Here is a 23740-nt window from a genome sequence, read left to right on the forward strand (position 1 = left end):
GCGCTTAAAGGATGGTTAGTGTGGTAGGCGCTTATGAATGACCATATTCGTGTAGTATTCATCGGTGATTTTGTATTTTTTTAAGATCAAGCCAAGCAGTGCATGAAATACACCAGGAATGATAGTTAGCATCAGTGCTAAGCCCATTAGGGTGAATTCGGTTTGCTCAACGTTAGGCTTGTACTCAAAAAATGCCAGTAATAAACCACCCGCTAAGCCAGCTAAGCCACCCCCAGCTTTTTGACAGAATGAAATACCACCAAACGATAGGCCTGATGCACGAACACCGTCTTTAATTTCACCGTAATCTACGGCTTCTGCAATCGCAGACCAGAATACTGGCGCGTGTAAATCAACCACAAATGACAAGATGATATACAGCACAAACGCCATCATTACATCACCCGGCTGCACCACAAAATACATTAGCAATGAGATGAATAGCACAGCAATTTGTGATTGACGAAATAACTTCATTTTACAGTAGCGCTGGGTGATCCAGGTGCTTGCTACCATAGAGACAATAGATGCTGCAATACCCGCACTAGTAAAGGCACCTGCTAAATCAGGCACGCCTAAATAATAGGTTGCGTAATACATAGCAACACTGCCGCGAATCGCATAACCAAGCGTACCAAGTACACATGCCGCACACAGCAATAACCATTGATCGTTTTTAAGTAGCACTTTTAATTGCGTAAGCACACTTTCTTTTTGCGGCTCGTGAGTAATACGTTCGCGCGTTGTAAAAAAACAAAATAAGAACAGTGCAACGGCACATGCCGATACCAACGCCATTGCCAGTTTATAACCATACGACAAGCTGCCATCTCCCCAATATGATGCAAGCAGCGGCACTGAAAATACAATCACTACATTGGCAATCTTAGCGAAAAACATACGGTAGCCGTTGGCTGACAAACGCTCTTTTGGATCGGCGGTTAAGACACCAATGTAAGAAATATAAGGAATAGCGACACCGGTAAACATTAAGGTTGCAAACAGGTAAGTCGCATAGGCCCAAGCTAGTTTCATGTTGTAGTCAAAATCAGGCGTAGTAAAGAGTAAAATCACCGACAGACCATAAGGTACAGATAAAAATAAGAACCAGTGACGGAACTGACCCCAACGCGTTTTCACTTTATCGGTGATCACTCCCATTAAAGGATCGGTAAAGGCATCAACAAAACGCGCCACTAAAAACAACACACCCATATCAACCGGATCAAGCCCGTAAATATCGGTGTAAAAGAAAGACATAAAATAGAATAACGCTGCTACCATGACATTCACTGCCATGTCACCGGCACCAAAGCCGACCTTTTCTACAACGGATAACTTTTGAGATTCCATACAACAACACCCTAAATGGTCAATAATGAGCAACGCTCACTATTTCGAGCAATGATGACAAGCCTTCAACACTGCGTATCAAATAAATTTACAGCCCTAGATAGTACACAGCTTGGCCATTGCGTTCGTTATTTTTGTAAATTTAATGCTAATTTAATTAATAGTATTATCATACTAATTAAATCGCAACACTTTTCGACTGATAACAAACATGCGCTTTACGAATAAAAAACCCCAGCAGGGCTGGGGTTTTTGGGTCTAATTAAGAATTAGAAAGAATAACGTGCACCCAAGGCAAATGTGCGTGAGTAAATAGCATTACTAAAGTTAAATAGGTTGTCGTTGCCTTCACCGTAGTAACTTTGGTAAACATCATCTAAGATGTTTGTTGCATCAAAGGTCACAACAAAATCTTCATTGATATTGTAGCTAAATTGGAAGTCTAAGCTTTGTTCTGGGCGGCTCCAAAACTGCAAAGGATTAGCAAAGATAGCGGCTTCATTACCCGTATAAAACTCTGAACGCCATACATAAGATAAACGCATATCGAATGAATCACGCTCATAAATACCTACGATGCTATATGATTCATCAGATACACCCGCCATCTCTGATTCTACATAGCGAGAAATATTACCTGCTTCGTCAAAGTCAGGCGTGTCTTGAGATGAATCAAGCAGTGTGTAACTTGCTTGCACACCTAAGCCATTTAAGTATTCTGGTAATTCTTCAGGGAAATAAACTAAACCTAACTCGAAACCTGATAACTCACCATTGGAAGCATTAACGGGTGCACTTAATACGTATGGACGAGTGACGCCATCGTTACCTTCACGTACAACCGTTTTGCGGCCAGGTACAACTAGGCCTTCAATTTCACGCTTAAAATATGCTGCGTAAAGTGAACTTGTATCAGCAAAATACCACTCAAGGGAAACATCATAGTTAGTCGATTCTGTCGGTTTTAATTCAGGGTTACCGCCAGTACCTTCCCCATAAATCGCCCCCTCAGTAAGTGGATCAGTCCAATACTGAAGCGCATTCAAATCAGCAAAGTTAGGCATACGCAGCGTTTCTGTATACGCTACACGGCCAACCACATCATCGGTAATATTCCAGTTAAGCATAAAGCTTGGTAGAACTTTGCTTACATCTGCAGTTGCAGAGCTAGTATCAAATACATTGGTATTAGTGCCAGTTTCAGCTGTAAACTTCATATCTTGTTCATAGCTCACATAACGTACACCAATTTCACCACTGATATCTTCGGTTAAGAAAAAGTTCGTTGTTGCATAAAGTGCATATGAATCTTCTTCAATATCAAAGGTTTTATATTTATCTTCCGCTTCAAGTCCGTAAATCCCGCGAATTGCATTCGCATTATTTAGTAAGTAACCACCGTCCGCTGTAATAAAGCTATCAAAAACGTCTGCACGACCATCTAAATAATCATTAACTTGATACACCACACCTGAGCCATCACCCGATGCACCCGCTGCTGCAAGTTGTTCAATTAGACTTGCAAGAGATGTATCCGCTATGCCACTGTCCTGAGTACGTGTAAACTCCTCTGCGGTGCGGTTTTCATAACGACCACCAAATTTTACTTTATCGAAATATGTACCGCCAATTAAGTACTCCGCATCAAAAGTAAATGTAAGAGCGTCGCCTCGGTTGCCTCCGCCATTATCGTATAATGTACTCGCATTCCAGTTTTCGATGGCTGCCATGTCTGCTTCATTTAAAGCTGTATTCGGATCATCCCAAAATGCAATACCTGGCATTCCGTCATTATCATTAAAGTCTACATCTAACCCTGTAGCAACACGATCAAACCGCATACCAAAAAAGTCGCTTTCAAACTCACTTTCTTGATAAACAAGTTCTGTGTTAATTGTTAAGTAATCACTTGCTTGCCACTCGGCGCCGAGTGCATATAGGTAACTGTCTGTTTTTTCAGAGTTAGAGTCGCCACTTTGGAAGCCACCAGCACCAATAGCTTGTTTCTCTTTAATGACATTAGTACCATCAAACACAACGGGGGTATCAATATTCCCATTACCATTTTCAAAGGTATTTGAGAACCATAATGCGTTTTGAGACTGATTATCATAACCGGTATAGAAACCTTCCGCTGTAATTTCCAACGTTTCATTAGGAGCCCATTGGAGTGATATTGATGCAGCAGGTCGTTTGCGAACACCTGTAAAAGACGTACCGAAAATCGCATCTCGAGCTAACAAATATTCTGTTGGTACACCATCAACATTTAATGTTGAACCAGCAGCCGAAGGCAAACCACTTTCAAGTCCCGCCTGCCAAATCAAATTCCCCTGCGAGTCATTATTTGGAATACGAGAATAAGGTGAATAACCAACAGCTGGTTTATCTGTAAAGAATGGGAATGCCGCGCCCGCTGTTATTGTGTCATCGCGATAATTAGTTTCTGCATAAGAGACGTTAAATAGCGCACCAAATTCACCAGCTCCCTCTAAATCCCAGCGATTGCTAATGAGGGCGCTGATATTAGGATCAATTTCATCAGACTGATCAGAATAAATTGCACGTGCTGCTAAAACGACTTTTTCACCTTCAAAGTTGAATGGACGGTGCGTTTTAATGTCAATTGCCCCTGCGATACCACGCTCAATTTGATCTGCCGAGCGCGTTTTATAAACAGTGACGCCTGATAAAAGGCTTGCTGGAATATCTTGTAGTGAAACATCACGACCCGCACCAGTAAAGATGGCACGACCATTTATAGTTGTATTAACATCGGTTAAGCCACGAATTGAAACTGCACTTACTTCACCAGCACCACGACCCGTTGTTTGTACCCCCGTTACACGCTGTAATGCTTCAACCACGTTATTATCAGGAAACTTACCAATATCTTCTGCAACAATGGCATCGACTATCTGAACGCTTGCACGCTTTTCATCTAATGCTTTGTTTAAGCTGCCGCGAATACCAGATACCTGAATCACTTCCATTTCATCAGCGCTATTCTCAGGAGTGGTTGGCGTTTCCTCTTGAGCAAAAGCAAATTGACAAGTAAATGCCATAACTACAGCACTGGCTATGTGTGTTCTTTTAAACATAAGCGGTGTTCTCCAAATTATAGTTATATCGGCCCGCTGAACTTTCCCCATTCAGTTACCGAAGCGAGACCACTGTATTGTGCATCGTATGTTGTCAAAACGGTGCGCGAGTGAATCTACATTTTTTATGTTAATACTTTGCTGCCTGAACTTTAATCATATTGTATGACTATTTAACAGTCAACTCAAAATTAATAAATTAAAATAAGTGTCGCTATGTTTACAAAAACACTTTGATTATAGCATGTTACAAACATATGAAAGGCTATTTTAAATATAAAAAACCATGAAAAGGCTATAATAATCATTAAGATAAAGATGAGTAACAGATCATCTAAACTCTCTTTTAATTTATAAGAAACAACAAGAAAGGACTAACAAGTTATTTACCTTGCACATTTTAATGCTACTATTAATATTGAAATACAATAATACAATATAAGTTTACTTTTAACTGCACTGACTAAATCGTTGCGATGTAAACAATCAGTTACCCAGTATAATTTAACGTACAGTGCTTATTACTTGGGCTGTTTAAGTTAGATCTAAGTGTGGACAAAGTAATAGCTCGAACAACAATTATTAGTCAAAGAGGACACTCATGAAGAAACTCAAAGCCTTAACACTGCCTTTACTCTTCTCAAGCAGTTTAGCCGTTGCACAAAATCCACTGTTTACCGATGTATTTACTGCTGACCCAGCTGCACTTGTACACAACGACACCGTATACCTTTATACAGGCCATGATGAAGCCCCTAATAATGATGTCTTCTTTGAAATGCATGATTGGCTGGCTTTTTCTTCTACCGATATGGTGAACTGGAAAAAACACGGCCCAATAATGAAAGCCACTGACTTTAAATGGGCTAAGGGCCAAGCGTGGGCTTCACACATGATTGAGCGTGATGGTACTTTCTATTTCTTTACCACAGTGCGCCACAATGACACAAAACCCGGTTTTGCAATTGGTGTTGCCACCTCTAAATCACCAACAGGTCCATTTAAAGATGCCATTGGTCATGCGCTTGTAACCGATGACATGACCAAACATACGCCAAATGATTGGGACGACATCGACCCTGCTATTTTCACTGAAGAAAACGGCGATACTTACATGTTCTTTGGTAACTTAATGCCTAAATATATAAAGCTCAGCGACGACTTACTGTCTCTTGATGGTGAAATTAAAACGCTGGACTTGCCTAACTTTACCGAAGCGTTATGGGTTCACAAGAAAAACGACAACTACTATGTATCTTATGCCTGTGAGTTCCCAGAGAAGATCTGTTATGCCATGAGTAAAAGCATTCACGGGCCTTGGGAATATAAAGGCATCTTGAATGAAATAGCGGGTAACAGCGAAACCAACCACCAATCAATTATCGAATATAAAGGTAAAGACTACTTTATTTACCATACTGGTGCAGTGCCACCGATTGATGGCAAACCAAGTGGCGGGCGTTTTCGTCGTTCGGTCGCTATTGAGCCACTTTACTACAACGAAGATGGCACGCTTAAGCGCATTATTATGACCACTGAAGGCCTCAGTAAACAAGACAAATAATTTCAAGAAGGGCTCTTTAAGAGCCCTTTTTATTGCCTATATATAATACAAATAAACACTTTCCTCGCCTTCTTCTAGTCTAAAATTAAATTAAAAAGCTAAATATGGCTCAGCAAACATCAAAATCGGCCTCTCAAAAAAATTAAAAATACGCCTATACACATTGTAAAATATGAAACCTTGCGTTTACACCTCAATTACATTTGCAAAAGTATTTGCACATTTCAAATAGTACTATAAAATTACAATACTACGTTCTTATTAGTTTGATATAGGCACGCGGCAATTTTATTGACAACAATCGAATAAAAAAATGAATCCCAGTTTCAAGAGGACACATAAAATGAAATTAAATAAATTAGCCATGATCATAGCTTGCTCTTTGGCTGTTACAGGTTGTGGTAAAGAAGAGGGTACTAAGCTTGACTCATCACCTGCGGTTGCCGACCCGCAAAGTGCAAAACCAAGTGTAAGCAGCAGTGTTCAATACACTGAATCAGGTAGTGTCATGATGACTAATGTAAGCGTGCACGATCCTTCTGTGGTTAAAGTTGACGACACCTATTATATTTTTGGCTCTCATCTTGCTGCCGCTAAATCAACTGATCTCTTAAACTGGGAAATAATTTCGAGCCTCTCAGCTAACGCAGCTGTTAACGAAAGCCCACTATTTGACTACAACTACACAGCTGAAATTGCCGAAGGTATTGAGTGGACAGATGGCTTCACAGGAAACTGGGCAGCAGATGTAATCAAAGCGCCAAATGGCAAATTTTGGTTCTACTATAACCACTGCGCACAAGATAACCCAGATACCGCAGATGTGGTTGATGAAGTGTGCTGGAATCGCTCTTACCTTGGCTTAGCCGAAGCTGACAGCATTGAAGGCCCTTATAAAAACAAAGGTATTTTCTTACGCAGCGGTTATCGCTCTGATGCTGAATTTTCAGCATACCCACTTGATAACGGTCAAACGACATGGAATGGTGCCGTTGATCCAAACGCCATTGACCCTGCAGCCTTCTATGATGCAAACGGCAAACTTTGGCTGGTTTACGGCTCCTATTCTGGCGGTATTTTCGTGCTAGCTATGAATGAAGAGACCGGTATGCCAGAAGCAGGTCAAGGCTATGGTAAAAAGCTGGTAGGCGGTGACTTTCGAGCAATGGAAGGTGCATTTGTGATGTACAGCCCCGAAAGTGAATACTACTACCTATTCTACTCAGTCGCTGGTTTTGCGCTAAACGATGGTTACAACATCCGTGTTGCTCGCTCAAAAACACCTGACGGCCCTTACCTAGATAACGCTGGTAACGACATTGCTGCAATGAGCGGACTTGAAGTGGGCGAAAAGTTAATGGGTGGTTTTGAGTACACGCAAGAACTTGGCGAAACAGCACCAGCATGGGGCTACCAATCACCAGGTCATAACTCTGCTTACTACGATGAAGCGACAGGTCGTCATATTTTAGTAACGCATACACGTTTCCCGCAAACATCGACTGAGTTCCCAACAACTTCAGAAGCGCACCAAGTGCGTGTTCACGAAATGTTTATCAACTCATTAGGCTGGCCAGTGGCTTCACCACAACGCTATGTGCCGCTTGAAGGCGACAACATGGTTGTGGCAGATGAACTTTACGGTTATTACAAGTTTATCAACCACGGTAATGAGGTAAACACCGACGCTATTCGTTCAATGCATATTGCTCTTAACGAAGATCATTCTGTTACCGGTGATGAGCAGGGTATCTGGTACATGGTTGATGACTCAAATATCAAACTAGAGCTTGATTCAGGGACTTATTACGGGGTCGCAAAATGGCAATGGGATGACAATAAACAAGATCTAGTCGTTACTTTTTCGGCCTCATCTTTAGATAATGCGACAGTATGGGGCACAAAAGTTGCGCAAATTAATGAGTCTGAGACAATTCTAGCAACAATACAAGATGCGTTAAATATAAAAACTGAGCTTACAATCGCTGACGATGGTTACTCACTTCCAACGAAAGGCAAAGCAGGTACAAAAATTACTTGGCAGTCTAGCAATGAGTATTATATTGATACAGATGGTTCTATTTTTATCCCAACGCCGGATCGAGGTGATCAAGCAGTCACTTTAACTGCAACGCTAGAGCTTAATGGTGAAGTTGCAACAAAAACATTCAATGTAAACCTAAAAGCACGACCTGAATTTAGAAATGCAATTGCCCATTATCAATTTGAAGATTCACTACGCGACGCCTTAGGTAATCTAGATGATGCTGGTGTAACTGACAACAATCTATTAAATGTAGGTGTAGGCACAACCGCTTTCGCTGATGGTCAAACAGGTAAAGCCTTTAACTTTGACGGTGCAACGGGTGTTCGTTTACCTGATAATTTAATTACAACCTCAGAATTCACCGTTTCTTATTGGATTAATCCTGAGAAAATCACAGACTTTTCTCCAACTTTCTTTGCCGCAGCATCCGTTGATAACTGGATAAGTGTCGTACCAGCAAATTCTCCTTCATTCCTTTGGAGCCATTATTTTGATGAAAATAATAAAGATGTTTGGGGTGATGTAAACCAAACTACACCAGCCCCATTAGCTTGGTCGCATATTGCAATTACTTATGTAGACCAAACAGCTACTCTTTATAAAGATGGCAAAAGAATTGGTTCAATACAAAGACCCGACATGTTTAATACACAAACAGGTAACTTTGCATTAGGTGTAAACTATGGCTGGGATTTACCGTTCCAAGGCCAAATTGATGAGTTCATTGTGTATGACTACGCACTCAATAGCCTAGATATTAACGGTGCAGCGATTAACAACTTAACTGATCCAACTCAGTTTGAAGGCTTTATCACAAATGCCCTTGATTTAGGTGATATATCTGCAGTACGTGAGAACTTCGAATTACCTCGCGTTGGTCCATTTGTATCAGGGATCAGCTGGACATCCAACAACGAACAATATTTAAAACCCGTCAATGGCACAGCTATTGTCACTCAGCCAAGTGCGACAGCTGGCGACCAAGTCGTGACATTAACGGCTACTATTCGATACAAAGACTTCACAGATACCAAGTCATTCGATGTAACCTTAAAATCACTTGCCCCTGCTGAGTACAGCTTTGAAGGTGACTTAAGTGCTTTAAACGGTGCCTACGCAGCGGGTAAACCAACTGGCGGTTTAATTAATAATACTGGCGGCAATGTTACTTATGTAGATGGCATTATAGGCCAAGCCGTATTTCTTGACGGTTCGGGGGTTCGTTTACCGGATAACCTAATTACCACCAATGACTACTCTGTATCTATGTGGTTGAAACCTGAAAGCTTCACAGATTACACAACCGCATTCTTCGCGGGTGCGAGTGCGGACACTTGGTTAAGTTATGTTCCATCAATGTCTGGAACGGCGCTTACCCGCTTATGGGCAAATAACGGTGCATTCTTCGATAATGCTGAGCTAGATAGTCGTATTCCTCTCAAAGAGTGGACTCACCTTGCCTTTACGGTTGATGGCACCAACGGCGACACGATAAAAATGTACGTGAACGGTGAACTACAGCTAGAAACGGGCGGTTTCCCTCGCGTATTCACAGTCCCTGGTGAAACCAACGAGTTTGCCCTAGGTGTTAACTACTGGGATACCCCCTACAACGGGGCTATTGATGAACTGAAAATTTTCAACGGTGCGATTAGTGCTGAAGAAATAAAAGCACTCTTTGACGCAGCTTCTGCACAAGAAGAGTAATAAGTAAGGTGAGCTGTCTCACCTTACTTATGTGTTGTCAGGAAAGGCCGAGTGAAAACTCGGCTTTTTTCTTACCTAAAACAAAATAATCATTCATTATTAAGCTGATCTGCCGATAAGTAGATTACCAATACATTGGCATTTTATGAGTTAATAACTAACTTGTACACAATGCTACTATTTAAAGGGCGTACTATGAACTTTCGGAACTGGCCTATAGCAAAACAAATTGGTGCACTCGCATTTATATTATCCTTATGTGTATTCTCCATCGTTGGTGCCTCATCTTATTTCAGTGCTAAAACAATTTTAACTAATAAAAGTGAACATACGATCAAGGCTAACCTTAACCAAATATCATCTCTCCTCGAACTTCAATATAACAGCTTACTTGCCATTGCACGGCGAAATGCAAATGTATTTAGCGATATGTACTCTGGTTCAATTACGTTAAGTGAACAAAAAACACAAGTCGGTCAATATCAGGTTCCATCATTAGCGCATAACGGCGAGTTAATTAATAACAATATGAATATGGTCGATCGTTATGCAGATCTGACAAAAGGCAATGCAACAGTTTTTGTAAGAGATGGTGATGACTTTTTCCGTATTGCCACGTCATTAAAAAAAGACAATGGCGAACGAGCTGTAGGTACTTACCTAGGAAACAAGCACCCAGGTTACGAAAAGCTCATTGCGGGAGAAGAATATGAAGGGTACGCTAAACTCTTCGGAAATGAATACATGACTGTGTATAAGCCTATTAAAAATAGTACTAACCGGGTCATAGGTATACTTTATATTGGCTTTAATATAAACGACTCTCTTAATGCCCTCAGAGAGTCTGTTGCAAATCTAACAATAGAAGAATCAGGGAAGCTGTTACTATTCAATAATGCCAATAACACAATTATTGTAGGTCCGCATAGTCAATCAGGAGAACAGTTAACAAAGCAAACCTTGCAAGGATTGCCGATTGAGCAAACCGACTCAAACGAACATGTCTATTACACCGACCAACACAATGAAGCGATGTTTGCACTTGCAAAAAAAGTAAAAGGCTGGAATTGGACACTACTCGCCCGTGTAAAAGCACATGAGCTAAATGACGAAAGCTGGCAATTAATGCGTGTGAATGCACTGGCCTCTATCGCCGGCGTTATCATGATTAGCCTTTTACTGTTTTGGGGACTAGTAAGGACACTCGCACCACTTAAAAGACTGACCAAAACAGTTGATGCTCTAGGTAAAGGTGACTTATTGCAGCACATCGAAGCCACTAACCAGCCCAGTGACAACGAAGTAATAACGATTACAGCAAGTGTAAGTAAAATGTCTGTGGAGCTTAAAAAGCTAATACTGGCTTTACAAACATCAATAGTACAACTTGAAACACAAGCATCAGCGGCTCACCACTTAGCACAACAAAATGGCCAAGAAGCCCATGAAATGATGGCACAAACCGCGCAAATTGCAACGGCAATAGAGCAAATGTCGTGCTCGATAAAAGATGTTGCACATAATGCCACTGAAGGCGCGAACCAGACACTTCAAGTTGATAAAGATGCCCAATCAGGACAAAGCCAATTAACGCAAGTCATCAATGATTTAATGCTGCTTAGTCAGCAACTTAATAATAGCCATGATGCGGTAGAAAAGGTGAATGATGCTAGCAATGAAATAAGTAAAGTGACTGAGGTTATTAATGCCATTGCTGAGCAAACCAATTTATTAGCCCTAAATGCAGCAATTGAAGCGGCCAGAGCAGGTGAACAAGGACGAGGCTTCGCAGTTGTTGCCGATGAGGTCAGAACTTTAGCTCAGCGCACACAAAAATCGATTGTCGAAATAAGCCAAACTATCGAGCAACTACAAAGCCAAGTTACCATGGCGGCAGAAAAGATGAAACAAAGCCAGCAGCTAGGGCTTAAGTCTTCAGAAGAAGGCAAAAAAACAGGAGAGCAATTAGAGTCTATTACCATCAGTATTGGGGAATTAACCCGCTCCTCAAGTAACATTGCTGAAGCGACCGATCAGCAGAGCACAGTCGCACAAGAAATAACACAAAACCTTCATCAAATAAGTCAACTTGCAAAAGACAGTGAAGCGCGCACCCAAGGCACAATAAGCTCTGCTGACGACTTAAAAACCCTTGCCGAAGGGCTCAAACGACAAATTAGTTTCTTTAAAGCAGATTAATCAAAACCTCGATACCAATTTGCCGGTATCGAGGTAACAGCTCCAGTGCCACATTAAATAAAAGCTAAAGAAATAGTCCCCATTGCCGATACTAACTTATTCTTCACTTATACTTAACCGCGATGAATATTAACTCGTTAGCGCATGCCCTGAACATAGATAACCAAAAATCGACGGCAAAAGACGATACTACATCCGACTATCGTTTCTCTATTGCTGAGAGAGCAACACTTTCTGGACAACAAACAGCAGAAACAAAAGCGCAAGAAAAAAAGAGTGAACTGCCAGCTGCAATTCAAAAAATGCTCGCCCAGTTAGAACTTTTAAAAGAACAACTTGAGCAAGCAAAAGAGCAACTTGCAAAACTACAAGCCTCAGAAAACCAACAAGATGATGCAGTTAAAACACAAATCGAAATACAACTTGAAATAGTCATGGGGTTACAAAACCAAGTTATGTCACTAAGCCAAGCTATCGCAGATGCAATGAAAGAGGCCGGTATCAGCGATCCAGGTGTATTAATTAGTGCGCTGGTGTGAAAATGAGCGCAAAAAAGCCACTCATAAATGAAGTGGCTTTGGTTGAGTCGATTTATTACTTATAACTTAATTTGGTTCACGCAGATGGAACACTTGGCACTTGTTACCTAAATCAGGCTGTTGTGCAAAGTTAGTGTTTTCCGCTAAACCACAGTTACTTAAACCAAGTGCTTGTTTTGTGTAGCGGTTGATAAGCATAACGCCACCACCTTCTACTGGAGCAATGCGCCACTGTGCTGTTTTCGCTGCACAGGAAGCCATTTCTACGTTGGCACCTGGTACTAAGGCATTATCAGCTACCGCAGCACAGAACTCGCTGTCAGCACTTTGTTTAAGGCTTACATAGCCTGTATCTGTTGGTGTGAAAAACCATTGCTGTGCATCTTTATGCGTGTAAGCCTGTTGCTCAACATTTGTACCCGCTTTAACTGTTTGTGCCACACTAAGTGCCTTACCACTTTGTTGGCTTAATACGACAACACTACCCATAGGGCGCAATTGCCAGTCGCCACACGCTGTTGCGTCACTTTGCTGTAAAACCGCTTGGTTTTGTGCAGCAGAACAACCAGCAACCGCTAATGGCTTGCCTGTGTAACGGTTAGTAATAGAGACATTACCATCTGTACTTGGTGCTACTTTCCATTGCTGGCAGAAGTTATTGCGCCATGCTGCAGATTGTACTTTAGCGTTATCGGCATCATTACAGTTTTCAAGCTCTAAGAACTTACTGTCTTCACGGTTAGCTAAACGAACAAAACCATCTGTTGTCGCATCAATAACCCATTGACCATTGGTGCTTGCACACTGACGTTGTACAGCACGTGCATCTTGTGGATCAGCTGCAATATCTAAACATAAGCCGCTTGTTGCATTCACTAATTGGTAACGCTGACCTTGCACTCGCGTTACCAGTGGGCCGTATTCACCTGATGGCGGAGCTACTTCAACGCCTGGTGTTAATGGTTTACCAAAGCTTGGTGTACCATCGTCGTTCCAAGTAAACTTTTGCGCACGTAATGAACGCGTCGCACTACAACCGTGCTCTACCGAATCATTACCGTGATAAACTAACCAGTCTTCTGTGCCGTCTGGCGACGTGAAAAAGCCGTTATGACCAGGGCCAAACACTTCTTCTGTACGCTCAAATACTGGCTTGTCGTATTTTTTCCAGCTGCTCGCTTTAAGCGGATCGTCACCAACAAGCTCAAGCATACCTAGTTTGTAATCAGGAGTATTACAGAAGCTCGCTGAGTACGTCATAAACGTACGGCCATTGTGCTGTAATATTTCAGCACCTTCAGTGACTTTACGGCCACTGATTTCCCAATCTAGCTCAGGGCGCGTGATCACCGTATGCGGTGAGTTCTCTTTCAGTGTCCACGGGTTTTCCATTTCAGCAATAATATTTAATTGCTGATCGCCCTGCCATTGAGAGTAAATCACATACAGCTTGTCTTTGTATGTTAGGTAGTTACCGTCGATGTTCCATACGTTAGGCATTAATGCGCCCTTATATTCGTATGGACCCATAGGATCATCACCGGCACTTTCTAATACATTTAAGTGTTGGTTATCTAAAGTGCCATCAGTACCAGCTGTGTACATCATGTACCAACGGTAGCCGTTTGGCCCTTTTAGACGATGGAATTCAAACGCCCAGAAGTTACAACAACGTTCAGGGTTTGAATCAGACCAAACATTGATAGGTGTTGCATCAGCAAGGCCCGCTAATGTTGGTGATTTACGCATCACTAACTCAGATGTCCATGTTGTTGTGGTTAGGTAATAGTTACCATCCCAATACTCAAGCCATGGATCGGCACCATTAGGAAAAAGTGGGTTGGTAAAAATACCATCATCTTGAATTGGCGCTTTTGCTGTGGCTGCGACATCTGCTTTGGCTGTGTTGTCTTCAGCCGTAGTCTGACAGCCCGTCAGAGCGCTAAACGACAAGGCAAATAGGCTAGCTAAACCAGCCTTTTGCATTGCGTTTTTAAGCTTTGTTGTTTTCACGTTTGTGTTCCTTTATTTTGTACCAAATTCGTACACAATGCGTGTTGAATACACGTCACCCGGCAGTAAAGTTGTGCTTGGGAACGTTGGCTGGTTGGGTGCATCAGGGAAATGCTGTGGCTCTAAACAAAAACCACTTCTAAAATTATGCACTAAGCCAGACGCTTGCTTGGTACTACCGTCTAAGAAGTTACCTGAATAAAACTGTACCGCAGGCTCTTCTGTGTAAACTGTTAACGTACGGCCAGAGTTTGCTTCGTAAACCGTCGCTGCTTCAATAAGCTCATTGCTTGGCGTGTCTTTAAGCACAAAGTTATGGTCATACCCTTTGCCAAGTTTGAGCTGTTCGTTGCTTGCTTTGATATCTTGACCAATTGCTTTAGCTGTACGGAAGTCAAACGGTGTGCCTGCCACATCCATCAACTCACCCGTTGGGATCAAGCCGCCATCGACAGGGGTAATTGCTTTTGCGTTAATTTGCATTTGGTGATCAAGAATGTCGCCTTTACCCGCTAGGTTAAAGTAGCTGTGTTGCGTCATATTGATAATGGTAGGCTTGCTTGTTGTGGCAATAAACTGCATATCTAGCGTGTTGTTGTTCGTTAGCGTGTAAGTCACTTCAGTGGTTACTTCACCTGGGTAACCTTGGTCACCATCTGGGCTCACTAAGCTTAAGGTAACACCTGCGCTATTTTGTGTCGTGAACGGTGTCATGTTCCACACTTTTTTATCGAAACCTTGCACACCACCATGTAAATGGTTGTCACCATCGTTGGTTGCTAATTGGTATTCAGTGCCATTTAACGTGAATTTACCGTTTGCGATACGGTTACCAAAGCGACCGATGATGGCACCGTAGTAAGTCGTTGCTTTTGTGTACGCTTCTAGGTTATCTAAACCCAGTACAATATTACCCATTTCGCCTTTTGCATCAGGTGTTTCAATACGCGTGATAATACCGCCGTAGTTGATCACATCAACGCTAATACCATTGCTGTTAGTCAGCGTTACTTGATTAACTGGCGTTTGATCAGCAAGTACGCCATAAGCCGTCATTGATGCTGAAGGGGAAGTCGTCATGTTATCTCCTTGATGAGCACACGCTGGTGTAAGGGCAATCCCGCATGTCACCAACAATGCATAAAGCCCGCGCGACTTTTTCGTGTTCGAACTGGCTGTTTGATGAGTTGTTTTTAAACCTTGGAAAACACATTGCAATGACATATGAATAACCTTTTTGTAATTGTATTTATAGTTTTATAATACAAATAAGGGTGTCATTGCAACTTTAATCGCTAAAGTTGGATTTTTCCGTCTTTCACCATGATGCAATCCATTCCCGCACTTTTCGCGGCTTGATAGCCAATTTGCGTGTCTTCAAAGACCACACACAGGCTTGGCTTAACACCTAATTGCTCTGCCACTTTTAAGAATGTTTCTGGGTTTGGCTTGCCTTTACTTACATCACTGGCAGTCACTAAGGCACCAATTTTATTAATTAAATTAGTATCTGTTAGATGCTCAATTGCATGTTCGCGATCAGCACCTGTACCAACCCCAATCGGTAATACACCATGGTACTTTTCAAGTACTGCGACGGTTTCGTCAATCACTAGCGGTTGGTGCTGTAAATCGACCCAAAACTGATGTTTATCTTTTGCCACAACTAGAGGGTCATGATCTAAGCCAAATTTTTCATTAAGCATTTCAATTGTTTTAACGGTCGGAATGCCGCCCAAGCTGTACATGTAGTCGTAATCGAATGGATACCCATAGGCTTCGCAAGCTTTCTGCCATGCCTGTAAGTGACTGCCCATTGAGTCAATTAAGGTGCCATCCATATCAAAAATAATGCCTTGGTAGGCGCTTAAATCGATCATATCTACTCCTAAAAAGTTTCGCTTCACAATAGCATAAGCCAGCGAAGAGCGTGGCTCATCACTGGCTTAATCGACAACAAAATTTGGGGGGAACGTGCTCACACACAGCACGTTCTAGTACATAAAGTACTAATTCTTACAGGCCACGTTTAAGCATGTAGTAAGCTGCGTTATGACGAAGCTCTGTTTTGAAACCACGGATCGTCGTATCGTTATCGATGATCATCGTTTCAACGCCAGCCATTTCAGCAAAATCGATAATCATATCGGTTGTTACTGCTTGGCTGTATGCAGTGTGGTGTGCACCACCGGCGTGGATCCATGCAGCTGATGCTACAGATAGATTTGGTTTTGGTTCCCAAAGCGCTGAAGCAACAGGTAAGTGAGGTAAATCAGCTGGCGGAGCCACTGTGTCTACTTCGTTGATTAAGATACGGAAACGGTTACCCATATCAATTGGTGATACGTTGATTGCAGCACCCGGTTTTGCAGTAAACAATAAACGACCTACATCACATTTCACACCGATCGTGTGTTGGTGAACTTCAAGACGTGGTTTTTGCGCTGCAATTGAAGGACACACTTCTAACATGTGCGCGCCAAGTACTTGGTCAGTCTCCCCCATGTTGTAAGTGTAATCTTCCATGAATGAACAACCGCCGTCACGGCCTTCACCCATTACTTTCATGATGCGAACCATAGCAGCTGTTTTCCAGTCACCCTCACCACCGTAACCATAGCCTTTCGACATTAGGCGCTGTGTAGCAAGACCCGGAAGACCAGAAAGACCTGATAAGTCTTCAAAACAGTTTGTGAATGCTTTAAAGCCGCCTTTCTCTAAGAAGCGCTCCATACCAAGCTCTAAGCGTGCTTCGTTGCGTAGCATTTTCACTGCGTAATCGTCTTGTAGCGTTTCGTCAGCAATTACGTAGTCTTGCTTATAAAGCGCTAATTGCGCATCAACTTCTTCTTCAGTGATGGTATCAACCACTTTCACAAGCTCAGCGACACCAAACGCGTGTACTTCATAACCAAATGTAATTTGTGCTGAAACTTTGTTACCTTCAGTCACCGCAACTTGACGCATGTTGTCGCCAAAACGCGCAACTTTAAGTGTTTGGCTTTCTGCCCAACCTTTCGCCGCACGACACCAGTCATCTAACTGCTGTTGTACATCAGCACGTTGCCAGTGACCCGCAACAACTTTACGCTCTTTACGCATGACAGTACCGATGAAACCGAACTCACGGTCACCGTGTGCACTTTGGTGCGTATTCATGTAATTCATGTTGATGTCAGACCAAGGAAGGGCTGCATTGAACTGAGTATGAAGGTGTAACCAAGGCTTACGTAATTCGCTTAGGCCAGCAATCCACATTTTCGCAGGTGAGAAAGTGTGCATCCATAATACTAAACCAACACAGTTAGGATCCGTATTTGCCGCTTGGCAAACAGCGTGAATTTCTTCAGGTGACTTAACGGTAGGCTTACATACCAAGTTTACTGGTAGGTTCGCTTCGCTGTTTAAGCCCGCTACAATTGCTTCGCTGTCTTTGGCAACCGTTTCTAACACCTTAGGACCATAAAGATGTTGTGAGCCGGTAACAAACCAGACTTCTTTCGTCATCGTCGTCATGTTAATAATCCTCTAAATTCTTGCTATTTGCTCTGACCGTAATACGCGTTTTTACCGTGCTTACGTAGATAATGTTTATCCATCACTGCTTTTTTAAGTTCAGCTGCGTGTGGATCTAAAGTGCGTGTTAAATACGCCATGCGTGCAATCTCTTCGAGTAGCGCGGCATGGTATACAGACTGAGCGGCATCTTTACCCCACGTGAAAGGCGCATGACCCGCAACAATCACCATAGGTGCAGCTTTCGGATCGCGGTCTTGATACGCATCAGTAATTTGAATACCGGTTTCTAATTCATAATCGCCATTCACTTGCTCATCTGTTAGCTCACGCGTACAGGTGATGTCACCGTGTACATAGTCAGCGTGAGTTGTGCCAAGGCAAGGAATGCTTTGTTTTGCTTGCGCCCATGCAGTTGCATAGGTCGAATGCGTGTGTGTTACACCACCAATCGCATCGAAGTGGCGATATAAATGAACATGCGTTTTAGTGTCAGAAGACGGACGCATAGACCCTTCAACAATGTTGTTTTCAAGGTCGACGATCACCATGTCATCGGCTTTCATTTGGTCGTACGATACACCACTTGGTTTAATCGCAATCACGCCTTTGTCGCGGTCGATTTGCGATACGTTACCAAAGGTATAAATCACTAAGCCACGACGCTGAAGCTCCATGTTCGCTTCATAAACTTCACGTTTTAGTTCTGTAAAACTCATGCTTTGTCTCCGTTTACATAGCTTGCAAGTGCTTGGTAGTTTGCATAAAGCTCGTCATACACAGCAACGCGCTCAGGGTTTGGTAAGTACTGATGACATACAGACGACGCCATCACTTTTTGAGCATCTGCCACTGTTGCGTGCTCACCCGCAGCAACCGCAGCCATAATTGCCGCACCCAATGCACAGCTTTGCTCACTTTCTAAAACGTCGATTGGACAGTTCCAAACATCAGCACAGGTTTGCATTACGTAGTCTGATTTTTTAGAAATACCGCCGATAACAACCACTGACTCGATTGGCACACCTTCGCTACGAAAGCGCTCAGTGATAGCACGTGCGCCAAAGGCAGTTGCTTCAACAAGCGCTTTGAAGAACTTAGGTGCATCAGTGCCCATCTTTAAGCCTGTTAATGCCATGGCAACGCTTTGGTCAGCATCTGGCGTACGACGACCATTTACCCAATCAAGCGCAGTTACGTCGCTGCTTGATACAGGCAGTGCTGCCGCAGCTTTTGATAAATCAACTAAGATTGAGTCTTCTAGCTTGTTAACGAACGCTTGCTCAGCGTCAGATAGATTTGTAAGTTGGCGAGTTGGCCAAAGTACTAAGTTCTTGAACCATGCGTATAAATCACCAAATGCAGATTGACCCGCTTCTAAGCCAATTAACCCAGGGATCACTGAGCCATCAACTTGACCACAAATACCCTTAACGCAAGTATCACCTAGCTGCTCTTGAGACGTTACTGTGATGTCACACGTTGAGGTACCCATTACTTTGGTTAGCACACCAGGGCGAACATTGGCTGCTACTGCCCCCATGTGACAATCAAATGCACCGTAACCAACAACAATACCTTGTGGTAAACCAAGCTTCTCGGCCCACTCAGCAGTTAAGTTGCCAGCAACTTGGTCGCTTGGCTCTGTAGTTGCATTTAACGTATCAACAACACCATCTAATAGTGGATCGATATTGCTGAAGAAGCTGTTTGGTGGGAAACCGCCCCACTGCTCGTTCCACATTTGTTTGTGGCCCGTTGCACAACGCCCTAGCTTTAATGCTTCAGGGTGTGTTGTGCCGCACATGAGCGCGGTCATCCAATCGCAATGCTCAACCCATGAATAAGTGGCTGCTTTAACACTGCTATCAACGCGGAAAATATGTAATGCTTTGGCCCAGTACCACTCAGAAGAGTAGATACCGCCCATGTGTGAAAGGTAGTTCACATCGTTGTTAGTTGCAGCGCACGTGATTTCATTTGCTTCTTTAATAGACGTGTGGTCTTTCCACAGAATGAACATTGCATTTGGGTTTTCTGCAAATTCTTCAGTTAATGCCAGTGGTGTACCTTGACTATTAATCGCCACAGGCGTTGAGCCTGTCGTATCAAAGCTCATACCCACTACGTTGTCTGCGGTACCTGCTGGAACTTGTGACCAAAGACCATTCACTACTTCTATAAGGCTATCAATATAGTCTTGTGGATGCTGACGAAACTGATCCTTACTTGGGTCACAATATAAACCTTGTGCCCAGCGCGGGTAGTTTACTAAATGGCTGGCAAGTTCTTCACCAGTCGCAACATCAACGAGTAATGCTCTTACCGAGTCTGACCCGTAGTCTAATCCCAACGTATAACGAGACATAATTACCTTTCACTAATTGCTTACTAACATTGTTAGTCATTATCTTTATTTGTATGATAATATCAACAATACTGGATTGTAAAGGTATTATAAAAATATTATTAACAGGATTATTTGCTGCTGACGGGCGATTTATTGCGCAGCTCTACTGGAAGATTAGATTGTTTTTTCAGCACAAATAATAGGTTAAAGCTATAACATTAACTTTTGTATGATAAGAATGGGATAACTATGTCTAGTCAATTAGAACAACTTAAAGCAGTAACAACCGTTGTTGCTGACACGGGTGATTTTGAAGCCATCAACGAATATAAACCGCAAGATGCAACAACAAACCCATCACTCATCTTAAACGCGATTCAAATTGAGAAATATCGCCCACTTGCTGTAGAAGCCGTATCATGGGCAAAAGCCCAAAGCAGTGACGCAGCTGAAGTTGTAACAAAAGCAGCTGATAAGCTAGCGGTATTAATTGGCTCTAAATTAATGGAGCAAGTACCGGGTTTAGTGTCTACTGAAGTTGATGCGCGTTTATCATTTGATACCCAAGCAACCATTGATAAAGCACTTGATCTTGTTGCTTTATATAAAGAGCAAGGCATCGACACATCGCGCGTATTAATTAAAATTGCTTCAACATGGGAAGGTATTCAAGCGGCTAAAGTACTTGAAGCACAAGGTATTCGTTGTAACCTAACACTGGTATTTGCATTTGCTCAAGCACGTGCTTGTGCCGAAGTGGGTGCCTACCTTATCTCACCATTCGTTGGCCGTATTCTTGATTGGTACAAAGCACAAGATACAAGCGCTGATTTCGACGGTGCTAACGATCCGGGCGTTAAGTCAGTCACGCATATCTACAACTACTTCAAAAAGCACGGCTACGACACGATTGTAATGGGCGCGAGCTTCCGTAACATCGGTGAAATCCAAGAATTAGCAGGGTGTGACCGCTTAACTATCAGCCCGAAGCTACTTGCTGAACTCGCTGCAACTGACGCACCATTAACTCAAAAACTATTACCAGCAACAGAAAAAGCAGAAGCGCCAGCAGCAATGACTGAGCAGGCTTTCCGCTGGGAAATGAATGAAGATGCCATGGCAACTGAAAAACTAAGCCAAGGTATTCGTCAGTTCGCCATTGACCAAGAGAAACTAGAATCAATCTTAAGCGAATTAGTTTAAACCAATTGTTTAAGCAGCAAAAAGCCCGCAAACTTTGGTTTGCGGGCTTTTTTATTGCCTACCTTTTAGTAAAAGCAGGCTTATCGTGTTGCGATTACGATAATTTTTTGCACCTTACATTATTCAGCAAGTAATGCGTTTGCTTTTGCAACTAGGCTTGCCACTGTGAAACCAAAGTGCTCAAGCAATACTGCGCCTGGCGCTGACTCACCGAATGTCTCCATACCGAGTACATCACCATCTTGGCCAACATACTTGAACCAGAAGTCACGGTGTGCAGCTTCAACAGCAATCTTTGGTGTACCCGTTGGTAGCACGCTTTGGCGGTATGCTTTGTCTTGGCTGTCAAACTGATTCGTTGATGGCATAGATACCACGCGAACTTGCTTGCCTTGTGCTGTTAATTCAGCAGCAGCATTCACAGCGAGCTCAACCTCAGAACCCGTTGCAATTAGAATAAGCTCTGCAGCTTGTTCGCTATCAACAAGTACATAACCCCCTTTTGCAATGTCAGCAACTTGCTGTGCATCGCGCGCCATCGCTTTCGTGCCTTGGCGGCTGAAAATGAGTGAGCTTGGACCTGTTTCTTTTAATAACGCTTGGCGCCAAGCTACCGCTGTCTCGGTTTCATCACACGGACGCCATGCAGTCATATTCGGTGTCATGCGAAGATTAGCAATTTGCTCGATTGGTTGGTGAGTTGGACCATCTTCACCTTGACCGATTGAGTCATGGGTATACACAAAGATGCTTTGCGCTTTCATTAATGCGGCCATACGTACTGCATTACGTGCGTATTCCATAAACATCAAGAAGGTTGCGCCAAATGGAATAAAGCCACCATGTAATGCAATACCATTCATGATTGCGCTCATACCAAACTCACGTACGCCATAAAATACGTAGTTACCATCAGCAGCATCTTGTAAACCTTTTGCTTCTGGCCATAAGGTTAAGTTAGAACCGGCAAGGTCGGCAGAGCCACCCATTAATTCTGGAAGTTGGTTTGCAAAGAAAGTGATCGCATTTTGAGATGCTTTACGTGTCGCAATGTTCTGCATGTCAGCTTGGCATTTAGCAATGTACTCATCAGCTAATTCTGCGAAGTTAGCTGGTAATGCTTTTTCAAGAACACGGCGTGTATATTCTTTTGCAAGTTCAGGGTGTGCTTTGCTATAAGCGGCAAACGTTTGCTGCCATGCACCTTCAAGCTCTTGCCCTTTCGCTTGGGTATTCCACTCATTATAAACCTCTTGTGGAACTTCAAATGCTGGGTGTGGCCAGTTTAGCTGCTCACGTACTGCGGCAATTTCGTCGTGACCCAGTGGTGCGCCGTGACAGTCGTGGCTACCTGATTTATTTGGCGAACCAAAACCAATCACTGTTTTACAGCAGATGAGTGTTGGTTGCGTGGTGTTGCTTTGCGCTGCTTCGATTGCACCGGCAATTGCATTCATATCGTGACCATCAACATCACGGATAACTTGCCAACCGTAAGATTCAAAACGTGCAGGTGTATCGTCGGTGAACCAACCTTCTACTTCACCATCGATCGAGATGCCATTGTCATCCCAAAATGCGATTAGCTTGCCTAGGCCTAACGTACCTGCCAGCGAACATGCTTCGTGCGAGATACCTTCCATTAAACAGCCGTCACCCATAAAGCAGTAAGTGAAGTGATCAACAATATCAAACTTTGGCTTATTGAATTGCGCTGCTAAAGTTTTTTCAGCGATGGCCATACCCACTGCGTTAGCAATCCCCGAACCTAGTGGGCCTGTCGTTGTTTCAACACCCGGTGTGTAACCATATTCTGGGTGACCTGGTGTTTTAGAGTGAAGCTGACGGAATTGCTTAATATCTTCGATGCTTACGTCGTAACCACTTAGGTGTAACAATGCATATTGAAGCATTGAACCATGGCCATTTGATAACACAAAGCGATCACGGTTAGACCAGTCTGGGTTTAATGGGTTATGGCGGTGAAAGTTTTGCCACAATACCGCTGCAATATCAGCCATACCCATAGGCGCACCTGGATGGCCAGAGTTGGCTTGTTGAACGGCATCGACAGCAAGTATGCGAATAGCATTTGCAGATTGAGAACTAGGCAGAGTCATCTTTTAGCTTCCTGTTAATATTATATTA

General features: G+C 42.9%; 14 protein-coding genes. 5 read left to right on the forward strand and 9 right to left on the reverse strand.

Features of this window, described 5'->3' with window-relative positions; genetic code table 11:
• Positions 1-15 precede the first annotated feature (15 nt).
• A complete protein-coding gene (locus L3V41_RS17910) occupies positions 16-1353 on the reverse strand; it encodes an MFS transporter (RefSeq protein ID WP_062567467.1) in 1338 nt (445 codons plus the stop codon).
• A 269-nt stretch (positions 1354-1622) separates the two neighbouring features.
• Complete coding sequence (locus L3V41_RS17915; RefSeq protein ID WP_062567465.1) at positions 1623-4454, reverse strand: TonB-dependent receptor; 2832 nt, start codon at positions 4452-4454, stop codon at positions 1623-1625.
• Between the two features lie 601 nt (positions 4455-5055).
• On the opposite strand from L3V41_RS17915, the gene L3V41_RS17920 reads away from it, so the two are divergent.
• From L3V41_RS17920 to L3V41_RS17935, 4 genes are all read left to right on the forward strand, one after another.
• Positions 5056-6018, forward strand: a complete 963-nt coding sequence (locus tag L3V41_RS17920) for a glycoside hydrolase family 43 protein (protein ID WP_237128218.1) — start codon at positions 5056-5058, stop codon at positions 6016-6018.
• A 343-nt stretch (positions 6019-6361) separates the two neighbouring features.
• Positions 6362-9772 (forward strand): LamG-like jellyroll fold domain-containing protein, encoded by a 3411-nt coding sequence (locus L3V41_RS17925; RefSeq protein WP_237128219.1) that lies wholly within the window; start codon positions 6362-6364, stop codon positions 9770-9772.
• 195 nt (positions 9773-9967) lie between these two features.
• On the forward strand, positions 9968-11971 hold the full coding sequence (locus tag L3V41_RS17930) for a methyl-accepting chemotaxis protein (RefSeq protein WP_237128220.1): 2004 nt from the start codon (positions 9968-9970) through the stop codon (positions 11969-11971).
• 122 nt (positions 11972-12093) lie between these two features.
• Entirely contained in the window at positions 12094-12510 is a 417-nt protein-coding gene (locus L3V41_RS17935; protein WP_062567461.1) for a hypothetical protein, read from the forward strand.
• Positions 12511-12576: 66 nt separating this feature from the next.
• Here the strand turns inward: L3V41_RS17935 and L3V41_RS17940 are convergent, their stop codons facing one another.
• The 6 genes from L3V41_RS17940 to L3V41_RS17965 form a co-directional block, all read right to left on the reverse strand.
• Positions 12577-14523 (reverse strand): family 43 glycosylhydrolase, encoded by a 1947-nt coding sequence (locus tag L3V41_RS17940; protein ID WP_237128221.1) that lies wholly within the window; start codon positions 14521-14523, stop codon positions 12577-12579.
• Positions 14524-14535: 12 nt separating this feature from the next.
• The gene (locus L3V41_RS17945) at positions 14536-15747 is read right to left on the reverse strand and encodes an aldose epimerase family protein (RefSeq protein WP_237128222.1); all 1212 of its coding nucleotides are present in this window, start codon (positions 15745-15747) and stop codon (positions 14536-14538) included.
• A gap of 71 nt (positions 15748-15818) precedes the next feature.
• Complete coding sequence (locus L3V41_RS17950; protein ID WP_237128223.1) at positions 15819-16403, reverse strand: beta-phosphoglucomutase family hydrolase; 585 nt, start codon at positions 16401-16403, stop codon at positions 15819-15821.
• 136 nt (positions 16404-16539) lie between these two features.
• Entirely contained in the window at positions 16540-18039 is a 1500-nt protein-coding gene (gene araA, locus L3V41_RS17955) for an L-arabinose isomerase (RefSeq protein WP_062567458.1), read from the reverse strand.
• 23 nt (positions 18040-18062) lie between these two features.
• Positions 18063-18758 (reverse strand): L-ribulose-5-phosphate 4-epimerase, encoded by a 696-nt coding sequence (locus tag L3V41_RS17960; RefSeq protein WP_054552270.1) that lies wholly within the window; start codon positions 18756-18758, stop codon positions 18063-18065.
• Entirely contained in the window at positions 18755-20407 is a 1653-nt protein-coding gene (locus L3V41_RS17965) for a ribulokinase (protein ID WP_237114618.1), read from the reverse strand. The genes L3V41_RS17960 and L3V41_RS17965 overlap by 4 nt, the downstream gene beginning before the upstream one ends.
• A 231-nt stretch (positions 20408-20638) precedes the next feature.
• On the opposite strand from L3V41_RS17965, the gene tal reads away from it, so the two are divergent.
• Positions 20639-21592 carry a transaldolase gene (gene tal, locus L3V41_RS17970; protein WP_237128224.1) on the forward strand — a complete coding sequence of 318 codons (954 nt, stop codon included), beginning with the start codon at positions 20639-20641 and terminating at the stop codon, positions 21590-21592.
• A gap of 119 nt (positions 21593-21711) precedes the next feature.
• Here the strand turns inward: tal and tkt are convergent, their stop codons facing one another.
• Positions 21712-23712, reverse strand: a complete 2001-nt coding sequence (tkt, locus tag L3V41_RS17975) for a transketolase (protein WP_237128225.1) — start codon at positions 23710-23712, stop codon at positions 21712-21714.
• Positions 23713-23740 lie beyond the last annotated feature (28 nt).

It is taken from the genome of Pseudoalteromonas sp. L21, assembly GCF_021728035.1.
GTDB classification, from domain to species: domain Bacteria; phylum Pseudomonadota; class Gammaproteobacteria; order Enterobacterales; family Alteromonadaceae; genus Pseudoalteromonas; species Pseudoalteromonas arabiensis.

Bases quoted from the DNA above. Each gene is read 5' to 3' on its own strand.
- L3V41_RS17910 (WP_062567467.1), bottom strand. From the start codon at position 1,353: ATGGAATCTCAAAAGTTATCCGTTGTAGAAAAGGTCGGCTTTGGTGCC.
- L3V41_RS17915 (WP_062567465.1), bottom strand. From the start codon at position 4,454: ATGTTTAAAAGAACACACATAGCCAGTGCTGTAGTTATGGCATTTACT.
- L3V41_RS17920 (WP_237128218.1), top strand. From the start codon at position 5,056: ATGAAGAAACTCAAAGCCTTAACACTGCCTTTACTCTTCTCAAGCAGT.
- L3V41_RS17925 (WP_237128219.1), top strand. From the start codon at position 6,362: ATGAAATTAAATAAATTAGCCATGATCATAGCTTGCTCTTTGGCTGTT.
- L3V41_RS17930 (WP_237128220.1), top strand. From the start codon at position 9,968: ATGAACTTTCGGAACTGGCCTATAGCAAAACAAATTGGTGCACTCGCA.
- L3V41_RS17935 (WP_062567461.1), top strand. From the start codon at position 12,094: ATGAATATTAACTCGTTAGCGCATGCCCTGAACATAGATAACCAAAAA.
- L3V41_RS17945 (WP_237128222.1), bottom strand. From the start codon at position 15,747: ATGTCATTGCAATGTGTTTTCCAAGGTTTAAAAACAACTCATCAAACA.
- L3V41_RS17950 (WP_237128223.1), bottom strand. From the start codon at position 16,403: ATGATCGATTTAAGCGCCTACCAAGGCATTATTTTTGATATGGATGGC.
- araA (WP_062567458.1), bottom strand. From the start codon at position 18,039: ATGACGACGATGACGAAAGAAGTCTGGTTTGTTACCGGCTCACAACAT.
- L3V41_RS17960 (WP_054552270.1), bottom strand. From the start codon at position 18,758: ATGAGTTTTACAGAACTAAAACGTGAAGTTTATGAAGCGAACATGGAG.
- L3V41_RS17965 (WP_237114618.1), bottom strand. From the start codon at position 20,407: ATGTCTCGTTATACGTTGGGATTAGACTACGGGTCAGACTCGGTAAGA.
- tal (WP_237128224.1), top strand. From the start codon at position 20,639: ATGTCTAGTCAATTAGAACAACTTAAAGCAGTAACAACCGTTGTTGCT.
- tkt (WP_237128225.1), bottom strand. From the start codon at position 23,712: ATGACTCTGCCTAGTTCTCAATCTGCAAATGCTATTCGCATACTTGCT.